At 46.5% G+C, this 16,578-nt stretch carries 14 protein-coding genes; 10 read left to right on the top strand and 4 right to left on the bottom strand.

The genetic code is table 11. The features are described 5' to 3' along the window. Window positions 1–566: hypothetical protein (locus tag RIC07_RS03340; RefSeq protein ID WP_446393266.1), on the top strand; the 566-nt coding region annotated here is incomplete at its 5' end. Between the two features lie 386 nt (window positions 567–952). On the opposite strand, the gene RIC07_RS03335 is transcribed toward RIC07_RS03340, so the two are convergent. The 3 genes from RIC07_RS03335 to RIC07_RS03325 all read right to left on the bottom strand — a co-directional run bounded on the left by RIC07_RS03335 (window position 953) and on the right by RIC07_RS03325 (window position 4,603). After that, window positions 953–2,674 carry a serine hydrolase domain-containing protein gene (locus tag RIC07_RS03335; protein ID WP_446393265.1) on the bottom strand — a complete coding sequence of 574 codons (1,722 nt, stop codon included), beginning with the start codon at window positions 2,672–2,674 and terminating at the stop codon, window positions 953–955. A 220-nt stretch (window positions 2,675–2,894) separates the two neighbouring features. Continuing rightward, window positions 2,895–3,116 carry a ferredoxin-thioredoxin reductase variable chain gene (locus RIC07_RS03330; protein ID WP_446377911.1) on the bottom strand — a complete coding sequence of 74 codons (222 nt, stop codon included), beginning with the start codon at window positions 3,114–3,116 and terminating at the stop codon, window positions 2,895–2,897. Between the two features lie 407 nt (window positions 3,117–3,523). After that, on the bottom strand, window positions 3,524–4,603 hold the full coding sequence (locus RIC07_RS03325; RefSeq protein WP_006103287.1) for a PIN/TRAM domain-containing protein: 1,080 nt from the start codon (window positions 4,601–4,603) through the stop codon (window positions 3,524–3,526). 413 nt (window positions 4,604–5,016) lie between these two features. On the opposite strand from RIC07_RS03325, the gene hemW reads away from it, so the two are divergent. The 6 genes from hemW (at window position 5,017) to RIC07_RS03295 (ending at window position 12,170) form a co-directional block, all read left to right on the top strand. After that, complete coding sequence (gene hemW / locus RIC07_RS03320) at window positions 5,017–6,285, top strand: radical SAM family heme chaperone HemW (protein WP_446393264.1); 1,269 nt, start codon at window positions 5,017–5,019, stop codon at window positions 6,283–6,285. Beyond that, entirely contained in the window at window positions 6,275–6,433 is a 159-nt protein-coding gene (locus RIC07_RS03315) for a hypothetical protein (RefSeq protein ID WP_446393263.1), read from the top strand. The genes hemW and RIC07_RS03315 overlap by 11 nt, the downstream gene beginning before the upstream one ends. A gap of 107 nt (window positions 6,434–6,540) precedes the next feature. Continuing rightward, entirely contained in the window at window positions 6,541–6,936 is a 396-nt protein-coding gene (locus tag RIC07_RS03310) for a hypothetical protein (RefSeq protein ID WP_446393268.1), read from the top strand. 291 nt (window positions 6,937–7,227) lie between these two features. Further along, window positions 7,228–8,184 (top strand): polyamine aminopropyltransferase, encoded by a 957-nt coding sequence (speE, locus tag RIC07_RS03305; RefSeq protein ID WP_446393262.1) that lies wholly within the window; start codon window positions 7,228–7,230, stop codon window positions 8,182–8,184. Window positions 8,185–8,523: 339 nt separating this feature from the next. Further along, window positions 8,524–10,788 carry a CBS domain-containing protein gene (locus tag RIC07_RS03300; RefSeq protein WP_446393261.1) on the top strand — a complete coding sequence of 755 codons (2,265 nt, stop codon included), beginning with the start codon at window positions 8,524–8,526 and terminating at the stop codon, window positions 10,786–10,788. A gap of 182 nt (window positions 10,789–10,970) precedes the next feature. Further along, window positions 10,971–12,170 (top strand): HhoA/HhoB/HtrA family serine endopeptidase, encoded by a 1,200-nt coding sequence (locus tag RIC07_RS03295; protein WP_446393260.1) that lies wholly within the window; start codon window positions 10,971–10,973, stop codon window positions 12,168–12,170. 122 nt (window positions 12,171–12,292) lie between these two features. Here the strand turns inward: RIC07_RS03295 and RIC07_RS03290 are convergent, their stop codons facing one another. Further along, window positions 12,293–12,850, bottom strand: coding sequence for a hypothetical protein (locus RIC07_RS03290; protein WP_446393259.1), 558 nt, complete (start codon window positions 12,848–12,850; stop codon window positions 12,293–12,295). A gap of 395 nt (window positions 12,851–13,245) precedes the next feature. Between RIC07_RS03290 and RIC07_RS03285 the strand changes: the two genes are divergently transcribed. The 3 genes from RIC07_RS03285 to atpC all read left to right on the top strand — a co-directional run bounded on the left by RIC07_RS03285 (window position 13,246) and on the right by atpC (window position 16,408). Then, window positions 13,246–14,217 carry a choice-of-anchor L domain-containing protein gene (locus RIC07_RS03285; RefSeq protein WP_446393258.1) on the top strand — a complete coding sequence of 324 codons (972 nt, stop codon included), beginning with the start codon at window positions 13,246–13,248 and terminating at the stop codon, window positions 14,215–14,217. A gap of 216 nt (window positions 14,218–14,433) precedes the next feature. Continuing rightward, window positions 14,434–15,882 carry a F0F1 ATP synthase subunit beta gene (gene atpD / locus RIC07_RS03280; protein WP_446393267.1) on the top strand — a complete coding sequence of 483 codons (1,449 nt, stop codon included), beginning with the start codon at window positions 14,434–14,436 and terminating at the stop codon, window positions 15,880–15,882. A 115-nt stretch (window positions 15,883–15,997) separates the two neighbouring features. Further along, on the top strand, window positions 15,998–16,408 hold the full coding sequence (atpC, locus tag RIC07_RS03275; RefSeq protein ID WP_446376963.1) for an ATP synthase F1 subunit epsilon: 411 nt from the start codon (window positions 15,998–16,000) through the stop codon (window positions 16,406–16,408). Window positions 16,409–16,578 lie beyond the last annotated feature (170 nt).

Raw genomic sequence — 16,578 nt, 5'->3', positions numbered from 1 at the left:
AAAATCCCCTAGAACTAAAACCCGACTCAGTTCTAGGGGAAAGTGGAAATCCCCTAGAACCAAAATCTGACTCAGTTCTAGGGGAAAGTAAAAATCCCCTAGAACTAAAACCCGACTCAGTTCTAGGGGAAAGTAAAAATCCCCTAGAACCAAAATCTGACTCAGTTCTAGGGGAAAGTAAAAATCCCCTAGAACCAAAATCTGACTCAGTTCTAGGGGAAAGTAAAAATCCCCTAGAACCAAAATCCGACTCAGTTCTAGGGAAAAATCCAAAACCCTCACGAGCCAGTGGCTGGCTGGAACACTACACCAAGAACAAGAAACTTAAACAAGGTATCATCGCCACCTATCCCCGTGTTCAAGGTGAACGCGACCCAGATAATCCAGCACACTGGTACTGGGCTTATCGATGGGAAGAGAAACGGGGGAATGCTAAATCTGATAATGGTTATGTTACCCGTGCCATATCACTACCCAGACATAAGGTACAGGCGGTGAGTTTAGCGATCGCTCGTCATTGGTCTGTAAAAAAGATTCTCTCATTTATTAGAGGAAAGATGAAGTGACATCCTCCTACACCAAATCGAAGATTATGGAGTAGGCTTCCTACCTCACAATAGGACATTCCTAGTTACAACTCTGACGAGTTTTTCGCCACTTATCTAGAGCAGCCCCATGACTTACTCCCCGACAGACCGACTGCATAGGCGTTTTGATTCCCCAGAGTCCCTGGGTACAATGCATTTCCGTTTTATTGCTAATAGTGCTTTCACACCAGTTCTTTGCTTTCGTGGAGGTTCCGGCAACCCTAAAGCAGTGGATGCTATAGCGTATAAGCCTACCTTTCACTCTCACAAGCCCGGAAGAACATTCCTGTATAACCGTTTGCATCTCTTATAACACTAAAACCGCCTTATATCCCACCGTCAAATTTAAAATTATGACGGGGGACTTACGGCGGACAAGTTAAAGGATGTACGATTCCCCTAATCATGGCGGATAGGAACACCACAACACAAAACCCAACCAGTCCAAACTGCACCCAAATTCCTTCATACCAGGATATACGCTCATACGTGCCAATCTTGGGAAATAGGGGATTGTAGGCAAAAGTAATCTCTCCCGCCTCATTTTCCTCAAACGCCGTAAACGTCGGCGTATCCACTCGTTTAAATAACAGGGGGGCTACAGGTTCGAGTTGAACGGGTTTGATTTTATTTAAAAAGAAGAGATTGGGCGTCTGAATTTGCAATCGGTTGTTATCACCTTTTTTAATGTGGATATGTTTGAATGATCCGGCTAGTTTTGCCAACGTATGGCGGGGATATTCCAGATCTCGGTAAGTTCCCGTAAACCGATCCAGTTCTACCTGGGAAGCATCAAGGGATTGAACGGGTTTAGACTCCTGGTCAACTGGAAAATAATGATCAAAAAACTGGGTAAGGAATTTACTATGAATTCCGCTAAAACTATTAGAGGCAATAAAAATACCAATATTTTGGTCAGGGATTAACGTCAGCGAACTCGAATACCCCCGCAAACTACCTAAATGCCCGATCGCACGCATATTATTAACCAGACGTTCCCGAAACCCGTAGCCAGTTCCGGGTAATTTTGGGTGAGGTTTAAAGTGAGTCTGGTGCATGAGTTTCGCCGTATCCGCCTCTAAGATACGCTGGTTTTGATAACGCCCCTGTTGCAAGTGAGCAATCATAAAATGTGCCATATCCATGGCGGTGGCACTCAGAGAGGCGGCGGGTGCAATATCAAGGTAGAGGTAGGGAACCGCTTTGTAGTTGCCTTTTTGATACTGATAGCCAACCGCCAAATCATCCGCTAAATCCGGTGGTGGAGGTTGAGCAAAGCTGCTGCGCTGCATATCGAGGGGTTGTAAAATATTTTTGTTGATATAGTCCTGATAAGGATGACCTGATATCTGTTCCACCAAGTAACCCAATAACGCGATCGCATGGTTAGAATAGCTGTACAATTTTCCCGGTTGCCAGACAATCGGTGGCATATAATCAGCCAGGTAATCCCCTAGAGGCGTCATCTCTTTTTCAGTGCGGGCGGCGAGTCCAACCAGACGCTTCGTACTACCATCGGTATGCATCATTAGCTGGGCAAAGGTCACAGGTTGAGAGTGGGGGTTGTCAAGTTGAAAGCCTTCCAGGTATTGGCTAACATCACCCTCTAGATCAAGCCGTCCCTGCTCATACAATTGCATTGTGGCGGTAGCCGTGAAGAGTTTAGACAAAGACGCCACCCGAAACAACGTGCGATCGGCAACAACGGGAGTTTTTTTCTCCAGGTTGGCATAGCCATAGCCTTTGGCGAAAAAAACAGTTCCATCTTTGACTACAGAAATTACCGCCCCCGGAACGTGAGATTTGGACATCTCTTGGTCAAAGAAATTATTTACATAATTGGCAAATTCCTGTTGGCTAATAATTCCGGGCGTACCCGCTGCTGGGGAAACCGGGGGTTCTGTTTGAATCGGTTCCTGCGGTTGGCGATCTAAAATAGGAAACTGCAAGGGTTCATTTTTCGCCAATGCGGGAAAGCCGGACAGGGACAGAAACAGGATGAATCCAAGTAGTCCGCTAATAATTCCCTTAAACCATTGCTTCAAGGGTAATCTATGCTGGGTTTTGTTAGCCTGCTGTGGGGTCATTTTTCAAAACGATGGAGTCGGCAGCAGAAATCGGGTGAGAATATCACAGAATGAGTATCCCCACCTTGGTAGTTTACCCAGGTGTGAAATAGCAGAAATCTACATAGAGGATGATGATCCCAAGATGCGGTTATAGCTCAAAATGCAAAACCAGTAGATCAAAATGAATGCCACTGACTTAAGGCTGGTGGGCAATGCCCACCCTACTAGCTTGGCAAGGTTAAACCACTTCTAACTCATCTTCCCGGAAGTGACCGCGAAACTTTTTATCAAATTTAACCTGAATCGGTAAGTTAGCGCTCACGGGTCGCCCTTGCCATTCTGTAACGATAGCAATGACTTCGCCTTCCATACCCTTGATATCAAACGGCTCATTGCGGTGGGCAGGATTGTGGTAAACAATAACAGATGTCTTAACTCGAACGCGATCGCCAACTTTCATCGAAAATTAGGGTTAGTAAGGGGGTGGATGGAAACCCCTGTCATTTATGCTTATGGAAGAATTCACCCTCTTACATAAACAGCAGCCCGACAGGGCTTCCGAGAGAAGCTGTATTGGTATCCATCCTTCCCGTGTACACGACTGCAATATTTAAATAGGTCTTAGGCTGGTCAGGTTTGGGCTTTTTTCAAGCCCCCGGCTTACAGCCGTGGGGTTCCTGGCACAAAAAGCTCGTTTTCTTTTAAACAGCCTACATCTTGCCAGAAATTACTCTGGCAATCCTAAACCATTCTTACACAGCAAGGTTCTTTCCTAGAGATTAGTTTGGCAACTGATCAAAAACGGTGCTGATTTTCCAGCACCGTTTCCAGACCTGTAGCCACCTCAACTGCAGCCAATTCATAGCTTTACGCCGCCACAGATGCTTGAGGACGAGCAAAAATCATCCGTCCAGCAGATGTCTGTAAAGCCGAAGTGACCACAACTCGCATTTCAGCGCCAAGGTGGTTACGTCCTTCTTCCACAACCACCATCGTGCCATCGTCTAGATAACCTACGCCTTGAGAGGGTTCTTTCCCCTCCTTGAGGATTTTCAGTTCCAGGCTATCACCCGGCAGATAAATTGGACGTACAGCGTGAGCCAGATCATTGACATTGAGTACCGGGACTTTTTGCAAATTAGCCACTTTACTCAGATTGTAGTCATTCGTCAAAAGCGTGCCATTAATTTCCTGAGTCAACCGAACCAATTTGGCATCCACCGTCTGAATATCCTCATAATCAGCCGGGTGAATAATCAGGCGTTCCGGATAAGCGGTTTGCATAGCTTTGAGAATATCCAACCCACGCCGTCCCCGAATCCGCTTTTGATCATTCGCTGCATCGGCTAACTGCTGTAACTCTTGCAACACAAACTGGGGGATGAGGAGTTGACCCTCGACAAACCCTGTATTCAACAGTTCCTCAATGCGACCATCGATAATACAACTGGTGTCGAGTACCTTGCTCGTCGCTGGTTTGAGCGTCCCTTCTGCTACCAACATCGTGTCCAAGCTGTTTGGATTAATCAGTCGCAAAAAAGTCCGACCGTGGGTATCTGCCAGACTGATTCCCAGAAAGGCAAACATCACACTGCCCAAAATTGCCGCCAGGGGCTTGATAAAGGCAAACTCAGAGGGAAAAGGTAGAAAGAAAATCGGGGCTAGCATTAAATTCGCTAACAGCAGCCCCAACACCAATCCGACTGCCCGGGTTAAAATTACCTCAATTGGCAGTTGGCGTACCTGCTTTTCCAAACGACGATAGGTCACCTGCACCGTTAACCCAACCGCAAAACCGATAATGGCGGTAAAACTGGCTAAAATCCAGCGCAGCGCCTCCAGATTGGTAATCTGTTCTTGCACGGAAGGCGGAAGCAGTTCAACAATGTCGAACCCTACACCTGCTCCTCCTAGGATGAATAAAAGAATAATGACAAAATCAAGCATGGTTCCAATCCAAGTGGTTTATCTGGCAAATCTTTCGATTCTATTCAAGATTTATAATGATAGAGGTTAATCACATTTATTATATCTTTCCCTCCATTTTGTTTTCCTATACCTATCGGCTTAGCTCAAATCTTCAGGTTTTCGTATAAGCGAGTACAGTTCTAGCCCTTTTTTGTTAATCACTCAAGATTTTTTCTAAAAATACCTTGAACTAATAAGTCTGTCAGCATAAATGGTGAGGATCATTAGGGGTTAGGGAACAGGTCATTCAGCTTCATAACTCATAATTCGGACATCATTGGTTGCCATAAATTAAATAACATTTACAAAACGTAATTTTGTTTAGTTTATTTCCATCGATCTACTACTTGCCAATCAAATGTTAAGAATTATTCGCCAATTTTCCGCCTAATATGTTAAATTTTTCAAACAAATCTGAGAAAATCATCGAGATGGGAATTGCCCATTCCGCCTACATCCATATCCCCTTCTGCCGACGCCGATGCTACTACTGTGACTTTCCTGTATCTGTAGTCGGCGATAAAGCCAGGGGCAGTACGTCCGGCACGATTGAGGAATATGTTGAGGTCTTAGCTCAAGAAATTCAAACAACACCAGCCTCGACTTGTTCTCTCTCAACCATTTTCTTTGGTGGTGGCACCCCCTCTCTGTTATCCACTCAACAGTTAAACCGCATTCTGGATACCTTAGCACAGCAGTTTGGCATAACTACCGATGCTGAGATTTCCATGGAAATAGACCCAGGCACATTCGACCTGTCGCAGATCAAAGGATACCGGGATGCGGGCGTGAATCGAGTGAGCCTGGGAGTTCAAGCCTTTCAGGATGAACTATTGGGCATTTGTGGGCGATCGCACCAGCTTAATCATATCTTCACCGCCGTTGAGTTGCTCCGCCAAGTAGAGGTTCCCGACTGGAGTTTAGATTTGATTTCTGGATTACCCACTCAAACCTTAGAACAGTGGCAGGAATCCCTAGCCGCCGCCATTCAGCTTGCCCCTACCCATATCTCCTGCTATGACTTGACTATAGAACCCGTCACCGCCTTTGGACGGCAGTACAGCCCCGGCATTTCTCCCTTACCGACTGACGAAACCACAGCTCAAATGTATTACCTTGCCCAGCAACTCCTTACTGATGCCGGGTATGACCATTATGAGATATCCAACTATGCTCTACCAACTCACCAATGCCGACATAATCGGGTGTATTGGGAAAACCGTCCTTTCTATGGATTTGGTATGGGGGCGGCTAGTTATATCCAGGGGCGGCGGTTTACTCGACCCCGCACCCGACGAGAGTATTATGCTTGGGTAGAACAATTTATCCAGGCAAGAGGCGTCCTTGAGTCTCCTCCAAGTAGTACCACTGACATCCTCTTAGAAACCGTCATGTTAGGATTGCGTCTGGCAGACGGTTTGAGTCTATCCGCGTTGAGGGAAAAATTTGGTGAAACCCTGATAGAAAGGATTTGGCGCAGTTTACAGCCATCGGTTGACAAAGGTTGGATCAAAATAGTAAATCCCGATGGGAGTGTTATCGATATGCAAGCAGTCTCAAACAGACCCATCAGTGGACGGATCAGATTGAGTGACCCCGACGGCTTCTTATTTTCCAATACGATTCTTGCAGATATATTTAAAGATATAGGTGAAGGTTAAGCTGGGACACCAATCAACCCTCGCAACGTTTCCCTTTGAACGTTTCACCAAGGGCGGCGGCGCAAAAGGTCTACAATTCTCAGGTGAGGCGATCGCGCTTCTCATCAATCAATTTATAGCCGGCGGCAAATTTTCTCTGTTTACCTAGAAATCCGGAGTCATTGGCGATATTGGCGTATCCAGTATATAGTTTTAGCGATCAGCTTACCTTCATGCGGACATACCAGGGAGCTGAGACTCAAATTCGTGACGCAGATGGATCAAGATGAAATTAAACGATTAGGAGCTTCCCTCCGACAGATCGATCCGGGGATATTAAGCCCAGCGAAAGAGGGGATCACCAAAGTTTGGTATCAAGGAGGTGAGCCTTATTTTGATGTAGTGGTAGAACTTCGCCACGGCAAAATTGAGTGGTTTCAATTTACCTTGCGGGGTAAATCGATCTCCTGGAAACCGGGGTTTTTGGGTTTACAAACGGGAAAAACGAATGAATTACAAACTGATGACCTGACGTTTCATCCAGCCAGCAAATTGATTGAACATAACAACCAAAAAGATCATAAATTTATTGAATTAGCTGGCGCTATCCTACAAACTCGCGCCGATGAACCCATCTTCCACCAAATTCTGACATTGTTCGATGCGGCTTAGAGAGTCGGGGTAAGCTAAACCTGGACATTCCTACTAAATAGGTTGGTGGAAACAAACTCAACTATATTAAGTTATGTAAATAAACCTTAAACCCTTACATAAACAAATGACATAGTTTGCTTCTCAAAGGAAGCGAGTTCTCAGCCGTTAATTTTTATTGTTCCTACCGACGACTTACCGCTAAAGTCTAAAATCTAACACTGGCGTCCTCCCGTTGCCTGTTGTCGGTTGCTTATTTCTGTAATAATGACGATCGGTGTAATTCTGTGTAATTAGGAAGAAGGAGGCTGTATGGCTGGTAGTCAGGTTGATGCCGATTTGTGGATAAGTGAGTATATCACACCTTGGGATATCTATATTCACGGGATTACCAAGGTTTTAGCTCATAAAAAAACAGCCTATCAGGAAATGTATATTGTGGAAACAGGAGCCTATGGTAAAGCCTTAGTTTTAGACGGCAAATGGCAATCCTGTACAGGGGATGAGTTTATTTACCATGAATCCCTGGTTCACCCCGCTATGATTAGTCACCCTAATCCGCGTCGTGTTCTTGTATTGGGCGGGGGTGAAGGAGCAACGGTACGCGAAATCCTGCGCTGGAAAACCGTTGAGCAGGTGATGATGGTGGATATTGATGGTGAGGTTGTGGAGGCTTGCCGACAACATCTGCCAGAAATGCATCAAAATGCCTTTGATGATCCTCGAACTCAACTGGTTATTGGTGACGCTCTAGATATTTTAGACAAGATGGAACAACAGTGGGATATTGTCATCTCCGATCTATCTGATCCGATTGAAGAAGGACCATCCTATAAGCTGTTTACCAAAGAGTTTTTTGAGAAAGTTCAGCGCGTTCTGACACCCAATGGGTTTTTAGTCCTACAAGCTGGACCGGTGGGAACGTTCGCGGTCAAAGCCCATGCTCGTCTAGTCAATACCTTAAATACTGTTTTTCCACATATACACTCCTATTGTTGCTACACCCCCACCTACGGTGAACCCTGGGGATTTGCGATCGCGTCTGCCCAAGCCATTGATTCTCAACCCAATCCGGCTACCGTTGACCAACACCTGCAAGACAAGACAACGGGGGGCTTGCGCCTAATCGACGGTGTGGCGTTATTAGGACTGTTACAAACCCCTGCCTATATCCGTCGTGCGATCGCCTCGGAAACTCAAGTCTATACCTTAAACGAACCACCGAAATTCTTTGGTAAGGGGGCATTGAGTCAATCCTCTCAATCGTGATCAACTGCCGGAGAATGCCTACCTGACTCACGAGATCTAAATATAAAATTTTGTTACCTTAAATGTAACGATTTGTTGCAGTCTTAAAAAAAATAGACGGAAAAATGGAAAACAACAGCGTAAAATTGCCAGTAAAACCAAGTAACTGAAGTTCTCAAGACTTCCAGGGTGCAACTCTCATCTTTCCTAGCTAATGCTCCTCCTTGGCAGGTGGATAACTGTCGTAGCTATCAAATAGCTATTATCATAACCAAACCAACCTGTCAATCTTTATCGAACCCGTTACCATCCCCGTAACTCTGCCTAGCTACGCCAATATTCACCCCAGAGACATTGCTCATGCAGCCTAGTGGTCTGCCTTTTCATTCCTTAGCTCTAGAACCAGCAATTGATGCCAATTTTTTGACCGTCGCACCAGATATTCCTCTGGTGGATGTCTTGGCGCTCATGAGTCGATTTCGCAGTTGTCGGTTACCCAGCCAAGTGTTAGGAACTGACATGAGTCACATCCCAGCGAATCTCCCGCAAATTTCCTGCCTGTCTCAGGAAGAAGACGCCGTGTTTGGGGTTGCGGATACGGCAGCAGGTTGTGTATTGGTCATGGAGGGAGAGCGACTGATTGGCGTATTTACTGAGCGCGATATCGTTAGGTTAGCGGCGGCTGGTCTTTCCTTAAGCCGAGTCAATATTTCCGAAATCATGACCCGACCCGCGATTACGCTGCAACCGTCGCCGTCTCACGATATCTTTACCGCATTGGGACTCTTACGCCAACATCGGATTCGTCACCTACCGATTGTCAATGACCAAGGGCAACCTATGGGAATTGTCACCCATGAGAGTATTCGTAAAGCCCTGCAACCCGTTAATCTACTGACGCGATTGCGCTGTGTCCAAGATGTCATGACCAGAACGGTGATTCATGCACCCGTAACTACAGCGGTGCTACAGTTAGCCCAGCTCATGACAGAGCATCAAGTCAGTTGCGTGGTGATTACTCAAGTCAGAGATTCGGAAATTCAGCCTGGAGAACAAGACGCCCTCACGCCAGCCGGATGTTCTGCTCCTTTGACTAAAGCCTCTTGCTCATGTCCAATCCTTTATTCTCAGTCCCTGATTCCCGTGGGTATCGTCACGGAACGCGATATTGTGCAGTTTCAGGCACTAGAACTAGATTTATCCCGCCTGAAAGCTCAAGAGGCGATGAGTACGCCCCTATTTTGTCTGGGTACATCGGATTCCTTATGGCTCGCCCACGAGCAAATGCAGCAGCATCGGGTGCGACGGTTAGTGGTTCGCGGCAATCAGGGAGAATTAGTGGGGATTGTTTCCCAAACCAGCCTACTGCAAGTGCTTAACCCCGTGGAAATGTATGGGGTAATCGAACTCCTGCAACAGGCGGTGGAAGAACGAACCTCGGAATTAGCCCAGACGAATGAACGGCTACGTCACGAAATTGGGGAGCGTCAGCGAGCGGAGTTAGCCCTGCAAAAATCTCATGACCAATTGAAAATTCAAGTTGAACAACGCACAGCACAGCTTACTCAAGCCAATGTCCAGCTTCAACAGGATATTCTAGAACGCCAACGGGTAGAAACAGCGCTGCGGCAAAGTGAAGCCCAGTTGAAAAAACAAACCCGCGAACTCACACGCATGATCCAGCAACTGCATTCTTATCAAAGTCAGTTGATTCAGAGCGAAAAAATGTCGTCTTTGGGACAACTGGTTGCTGGTGTGGCTCACGAAATTAATAATCCGATTAATTTTATTTACGGTAATATTGCTTACGCTTCTCAGTATGTTCAGGACGTGATGGGTCTGCTGGAACTCTATGAGCAGTACTATCCTCAGCCTGTATCCGAAATTCAAGAAACGACAGAGGACATTGACTTAGAGTTTGTCAAAACGGACTTGCCTAAACTGATTAACTCAATGAAACTGGGTGCCGATCGCATTCGCAACTTGGTGCTGTCGTTGCGAAATTTCTCCCGCTTGGATCAAGCGGAAATGAAATCAGTGGATTTGCATGAGGGATTAGACAATACGTTGTTGATTCTCCAAAATCAGCTCAAAGCGACGCCCGGTCTAGTTGAAGTGCAGTTGGTGAAGGACTATGGAGATTTACCCTTGGTGGAATGTTATCCGGGACAACTCAACCAAGTGTTTATGAATCTACTGAGTAATGCCATTGATGCGCTCGAAGAGTTGAGACAGTTAAATGCTCAAGCCCAGTTGTCTAATGGACAATCCTCTAGTCCTTATCCCACGATTGTGATTCAGACCGCAATTAAAGACGTGAAGCGTCCTAAGTCCCAGGCAAAATCATTGTTGGTGAATCAATGGGTGGTGGTTCGCATTACGGATAATGGAGCTGGTATGACTGAGATTGTGCGTCAACGTCTATTCGATCCGTTTTTCACCACTAAACCAGTCGGAAAAGGTACAGGTTTGGGTTTGTCAATTAGCTATCAGATTGTCGTGGAAAAACATGGGGGATATCTTCAGTGTAATTCTGAACTGGGGCAAGGCAGTGAGTTTGTGATTGAAATTCCGCTGCGACAGCATCATCAGGCATCGATGACCTTTCCCAGTAGAAACGGGTAGAGCACAGAGAGCTGGGGAAGCAATGTAGAGACGTAGCATGCTACGTCTGGAAGCTGGGGAAGCTGGGGAAGCTGAGGCACTCTGAAAAGGAAGGTTGTACAATTAAAGGCAGCAACTCAGCATAATGGACGAGTTGCGATCGCGCTTGTCAACCCCTGCAAAAACTACCCGTTTCCAAGACCATGAGTTTATCATTAAAGCAGCTAACCGTTTATCTGACCTTGCTAGGCTTAGGCGGTGGAGCAGGGGTTTTAGGTAGTCGCTACCTTATGGCTGAACCCCAAGGGGTCAATCCTCCAGAAGCGGTGCCGGCGGTATTGGAACCCTTAGCCCCAAAACGCTCCAATCGTCCAGCTCCCGGCAATCTCAATTTTATTGCCCAAGCCGTCGAGCAAGTTGGACCAGCGGTGGTGAGGATTGATGCGGCGCGTCAGCTCAGCCAAGATGTTCCCGAACCCTTTAGAAATCCTTTCTTTCGCCGCTTTTTTGGCAATGAGATGCCAGTTCCTGAACCTCGCGTGGAACGGGGAACCGGATCGGGTTTTATTCTGGAGTCAGATGGACGGATTATTACCAATGCTCATGTTATCGATGGGGCGGATATCGTCAAGGTTACACTGAAAGATGGACGGACATTAGAGGGTCGGGTATTAGGGGCAGACCCAGTAACCGATGTGGCGATTATTAAAATTGAGGCGGAAGATTTGCCCACCGTCCGCTTGGGTAAAGCCGATGAGTTGATTCCTGGGGAATGGGCGATCGCGATCGGGAATCCTCTGGGTTTAGATAATACAGTAACCGTTGGTATCATTAGCGCTTTGGGGCGATCGAGTTCTCAGGTTGGAGTTCCAGAAAAACGAGTTAGTTTTATCCAAACCGATGCGGCGATTAATCCTGGAAATTCCGGCGGACCCTTATTAAACGCCAATGGTGAAGTCATTGGCATTAATACAGCGATTCGCGCCAACGCTCAAGGATTAGGCTTTGCTATCCCCATTGAAACCGCTCAACGCATTGCTGAACAGCTTTTTGAAAAAGGTCGGGTTGACCATCCGTATCTGGGAATTCAGATGGTAACATTAACCCCAGAGTTACGCAAAGAAATTAATCAGGAGCGAGATGTGGGTTTAAACGTGACTCAAGACCAAGGTGTCTTGATCGTCCGCGTTGTTCCTAATTCTCCAGCTCAACAAGCGGGTATTGAACCGGGTGATATTATTCAAAAAGTTGGCGGAAAACCGATTAAAACTGCCTCGGATGTACAAGAAGAAGTAGAAGCGAGTGAAGTGGGCGCGAATCTCGATATTGAAGTGAATCGTCAGGGGAAAACAAAAACAATTCTCGTGAAACCGGGAGCGTTTCCGGTGAATCAGTTAGATTAAAAGGCTATTTCATGATTGGATACTTCCAAGACAGTGCAAGACAGCGCCAGCCATTCCATTACTAATCGGCTCTGGTGTTGGGGAAGATGAGTAGAATTGTGCCGATATAGAGACAAAAACGGTTAATCCGACAAGAGTTGTACCACAAACTCAGCCGCCGTCAGATAACGTCGCCATTCTCTCCCATTCTTTAGGGGTTGTATCCCCCACCCTAGACAGCTATCCGGCTTTTCCCATAACGTTAGATGTTCCACTGGGGGGTCAGCATAAAAACGACTGTTACCACTTCCCAATAAGGCGGAACTCCAGTGGGTAAAATAATCGTGACTCAGCCGATGAATGGGAAACGTTCCATATAAGGGTACACCCCACCCATCTAACGCCACCAGCGCTTTCACGGTTCCCCCAAGCATCTGCCATCCCCATGCTGCACCAATCGCACCAACTACTCCTGCACTAAAACTGATAAAAGTAACAGAGGTGTTCATTAGAGTGAGATGACGCTGTAAATAGTTCAAAATATGAATCGCTGAATATGCCGGATACTCGTGGCTGGGAAAAATTAACATTTGCTGAACACGCCCTACATTGCCAGAGTCACAGCGTTGTAACCCAGCTAAAAACTCCTGTGTCAACTGTGAATTGTGAATACCGGGACAAATGATAACTGCTTTCTGCATGATGGTGACGTAGTTTTATTTCTGCCTTCTTGCACTAGGCACTAGCGCAAAATATTATTATTGGAAATCAATGTGCTAAATCACGTCTTTTTAGCATACAGTTTTAAGGCTGAACCACCGTCCTCCACAAATCCTCCTCATACAAGGTGGCTGCAAATACTAATCTATTACGATTTCCGTTGGTTTCTGATCCCCATGGGTTTCTGCTCAGCGTTAGAGGCGATCCCTCAATTATTTTGTTTAGATAGTAAAATGGAGGATAACAAGAAAACTCTCTAATCTTTAGAGCTTTAACATAACTTTACATTAGTGTATTATTTCTGTGAAGACAAGCCATAGAGCTTGAAATCGACCAGACGACTGTGCAACCATTTTCCTTGAAGGAGGGAAAAACAATGGGGCTTCTACCAATCAAGACGACAACGACCACTATTGCAACAACGGCTCTTCTGAGCTTGTGGGGACTGCCAGCAATGGCATTTACAATCACGCCAACGAGTGATACAGATTTACTTCTGAATTCTTTGTTAGGGGATACGACCGGACTGAGTAACATTGATTTAACAGTTTACGATGATCAGGGAAACGTCAACGAAGAAGCCTTTGGTATCTTCAGCGACGATCCCTTTGATCTGCGTGAGGGCATCGTTTTGAGTACGGGTAGAGTTGCCGAACTACCCGGATTCAACACAGAAGATGGAGGACTAGTGCCTACAGCTACAGAGGGAGATCCCAATGACTTGAGTACGGATTTTGAGCCGCAAAGCCCTTCCTATGAACAGAGGGCAATAGGGATGCAAGGGGATAAGATGACCTTGGAACTCAGCTTTGATGTTGACGATACAGCAGAAAAGTTATTTTTCCAATATATCTTTGGCTCGGAAGAATTTGTCGAATTTGGCGGGACTGAATTCAATGACTCTTTTGAAATATTACTTAACGGGACTAACTTAGCCAAGTTAAGTGATGGAAAAAGGGTGACGATTAACAATCTGGTTCCCAAACCCAAAAATCCAGATTCGTACCATGATGACTATGTGAATAATCCAGCAGAAGATAACATAGCCAATACTAAGCTGGATGGTTTTACGAAGTTATTGACCTTTGAAGGACTACTTGAGCAAAATTCCCGGAACACTCTTAGGATCAAGCTCATAGATGGGGGTGATGGTACTGTGGACTCTGCTGTCTTCGCCAAAGGCAAGTCTCTCGGCATAAAAGATCCCCTACTAAAAACTCAACCGAATGACCCAGAACCCCAGAGTGTGCCAGAACCATCCGGCTTACTCGGATTGCTGGGAGTGGCAACCTTAGGGGTTCGGACAATGATTAGACGCAAACAGAAAGCTCACTTACAAGAACACTGAATGCGATTAGCTAATTACTCACGGGCTACTGGGTTTGCGATACCCATAAGTGGTAATCTAGAGAGCGGTATTGTTAAGCTCTTAAGCTGTGACAACTCCACACACTGACTCGATGGAGCATAGTGTGGGCTTCTAGAAATAGCAAGCCCTTTGTCACCTGAGTGCTTTATGAAGTCAGAAGCACGCTCGTTATCCCAGAATATAATAGACGCAAGCATGGTAGCCACCACAGAAAAAACAAACACCGGCGTTATTACTCAAATCATCGGACCTGTTGTCGATGTTGAGTTTCCTGGCGGCAAAATGCCCCGGATTTACAATGCTTTGAGAATTGAAGGTAAGAATGCAGCAGGACAGGATGTTGCCGTAACCTGCGAAGTGCAGCAGTTACTCGGTGATAACCAAGTCCGAGCCGTTGCCATGAGTGGTACGGACGGCTTAGTTCGAGGGATGGAAGCCGTAGACACTGGCACCGCCATTAGTGTTCCCGTAGGCGGTGCTACCCTGGGACGAATTTTCAACGTGTTAGGTGAGCCTGTCGATGAATTGGGTCCGGTCAATACCGAAGAGCGATCGCCCATTCACCGTTCGGCTCCTAAATTCACCGAACTGGAAACCAAACCGTCGATTTTTGAAACGGGGATTAAGGTTGTAGACTTGCTGGCGCCCTACCGTCGCGGAGGTAAAGTTGGGTTGTTTGGTGGAGCGGGTGTTGGTAAAACCGTTATCATTCAAGAACTGATCAACAACATTGCTAAAGCTCACGGTGGTGTGTCGGTATTTGGTGGTGTGGGCGAACGCACCCGTGAAGGAAATGACCTTTACAACGAATTTAAAGAGTCAAAGGTTATTAACGAAGAAGATCTCAGCCAGTCTAAAGTAGCGCTGGTCTACGGTCAGATGAACGAACCCCCCGGTGCCCGGATGCGTGTCGGTCTGGCGGCGCTGACGATGGCGGAACATTTCCGTGATGTCAACAAGCAGGACGTGCTACTGTTCATCGACAACATCTTCCGGTTTGTGCAAGCGGGTTCAGAAGTATCTGCACTCCTCGGTCGGATGCCTTCGGCTGTGGGATATCAGCCCACATTGGCTACAGAAATGGGTGAACTGCAAGAGCGGATTACCTCAACCAAAGAAGGATCAATTACCTCGATTCAAGCGGTCTATGTCCCAGCCGACGACTTAACCGACCCCGCACCAGCAACTACCTTCGCTCACCTTGATGCGACGACGGTATTATCTCGTGCTTTAGCATCCAAAGGAATCTACCCCGCTGTAGACCCCCTTGATTCAACGTCAACGATGCTTCAACCCAATATTGTAGGTGAAGAGCATTACCAAACGGCGCGTGCTGTCCAGTCAACCCTACAGCGCTATAAGGAACTCCAGGATATTATTGCGATTCTGGGTTTAGATGAATTGTCGGAAGATGACCGTTTGACGGTGGCACGGGCGCGGAAGATTGAGCGCTTCTTATCTCAGCCCTTCTTTGTGGCGGAAGTATTTACAGGTTTACCCGGTCAGTACGTTTCTCTTGACAAAACCATCAAGGGATTCCAAATGATTCTGAATGGAGAATTGGACGACCTGCCCGAACAGGCATTCTACCTGGTCGGTGATATTGATCAAGTGATCGCAAAAGCGGAGAAAATGAAAGGGTAATCCCTTCTGAGTGCTGAGTCATTAGTCATGACGCTTTTCTCAGTGAATGACTAATGACTAATAAGATAGCTTGATTAGCGCTCCCTTGAGTATGACCAAAGACCACTAACAGATTATGAGCTTAACTGTTCGAGTTGTTTCTCCCGACAAGATTGTCTGGGATTCTGATGCTGAAGAAGTAATTTTGCCCAGTACGACGGGTCAACTGGGCATCTTGACGGGTCACGCCCCCCTGTTGTCAGCCCTGGATATTGGTGTGATGCGAGTTCGTCCAGGGAAAGACTGGATACCCATTGCCCTGATGGGCGGATTTGCCGAAGTTGAAAATGATGAAGTAACCATTCTGGTTAATGGGGCGGAACAGGGAGAGACGATTGATAAGGAAGCCGCACGAGAAGCTTTCTCTCAAGCCCAAGAACGTCTCAACCAAGTCGAAACCAGTGACAATCGGCAAGAAAAAATCCAAGCCACGCAAGCTTTAAAGAGAGCAAGAGCTCGCTTTCAAGCGGCGGGTGGTATGGTTTGATGGGATAGAGCATTGCCATTCATGGACCATAACCTACTTCGTTGAGGTTAGGGATTGGCAGAGATAACCTGCCAGGAAGTCATGAATAGGGCATGAGTTGGTAGGGGATAATCACTTCCAAGCATTTCTCTAGCTTGGCTTAAATGTAGGTCTAGGAATCTCTAGACACC

This window comes from Coleofasciculus sp. E1-EBD-02 (genome assembly GCF_040218245.1).
GTDB lineage: Bacteria > Cyanobacteriota > Cyanobacteriia > Cyanobacteriales > Coleofasciculaceae > Coleofasciculus.
This window is presented reverse-complemented; position numbering and strand designations above follow the sequence as displayed.

What these genes read in the sequence shown, in the direction of transcription:
- RIC07_RS03335 (WP_446393265.1), bottom strand. Translation starts at nt 2,674, where the DNA reads ATGACCCCACAGCAGGCTAACAAAACCCAGCATAGATTACCCTTGAAG.
- atpC (WP_446376963.1), top strand. Translation starts at nt 15,998, where the DNA reads ATGAGCTTAACTGTTCGAGTTGTTTCTCCCGACAAGATTGTCTGGGAT.
- RIC07_RS03295 (WP_446393260.1), top strand. Translation starts at nt 10,971, where the DNA reads ATGAGTTTATCATTAAAGCAGCTAACCGTTTATCTGACCTTGCTAGGC.
- RIC07_RS03325 (WP_006103287.1), bottom strand. Translation starts at nt 4,603, where the DNA reads ATGCTTGATTTTGTCATTATTCTTTTATTCATCCTAGGAGGAGCAGGT.
- RIC07_RS03285 (WP_446393258.1), top strand. Translation starts at nt 13,246, where the DNA reads ATGGGGCTTCTACCAATCAAGACGACAACGACCACTATTGCAACAACG.
- RIC07_RS03330 (WP_446377911.1), bottom strand. Translation starts at nt 3,116, where the DNA reads ATGAAAGTTGGCGATCGCGTTCGAGTTAAGACATCTGTTATTGTTTAC.
- hemW (WP_446393264.1), top strand. Translation starts at nt 5,017, where the DNA reads ATGTTAAATTTTTCAAACAAATCTGAGAAAATCATCGAGATGGGAATT.
- atpD (WP_446393267.1), top strand. Translation starts at nt 14,434, where the DNA reads ATGGTAGCCACCACAGAAAAAACAAACACCGGCGTTATTACTCAAATC.
- RIC07_RS03310 (WP_446393268.1), top strand. Translation starts at nt 6,541, where the DNA reads ATGGATCAAGATGAAATTAAACGATTAGGAGCTTCCCTCCGACAGATC.
- speE (WP_446393262.1), top strand. Translation starts at nt 7,228, where the DNA reads ATGGCTGGTAGTCAGGTTGATGCCGATTTGTGGATAAGTGAGTATATC.
- RIC07_RS03300 (WP_446393261.1), top strand. Translation starts at nt 8,524, where the DNA reads ATGCAGCCTAGTGGTCTGCCTTTTCATTCCTTAGCTCTAGAACCAGCA.
- RIC07_RS03290 (WP_446393259.1), bottom strand. Translation starts at nt 12,850, where the DNA reads ATGCAGAAAGCAGTTATCATTTGTCCCGGTATTCACAATTCACAGTTG.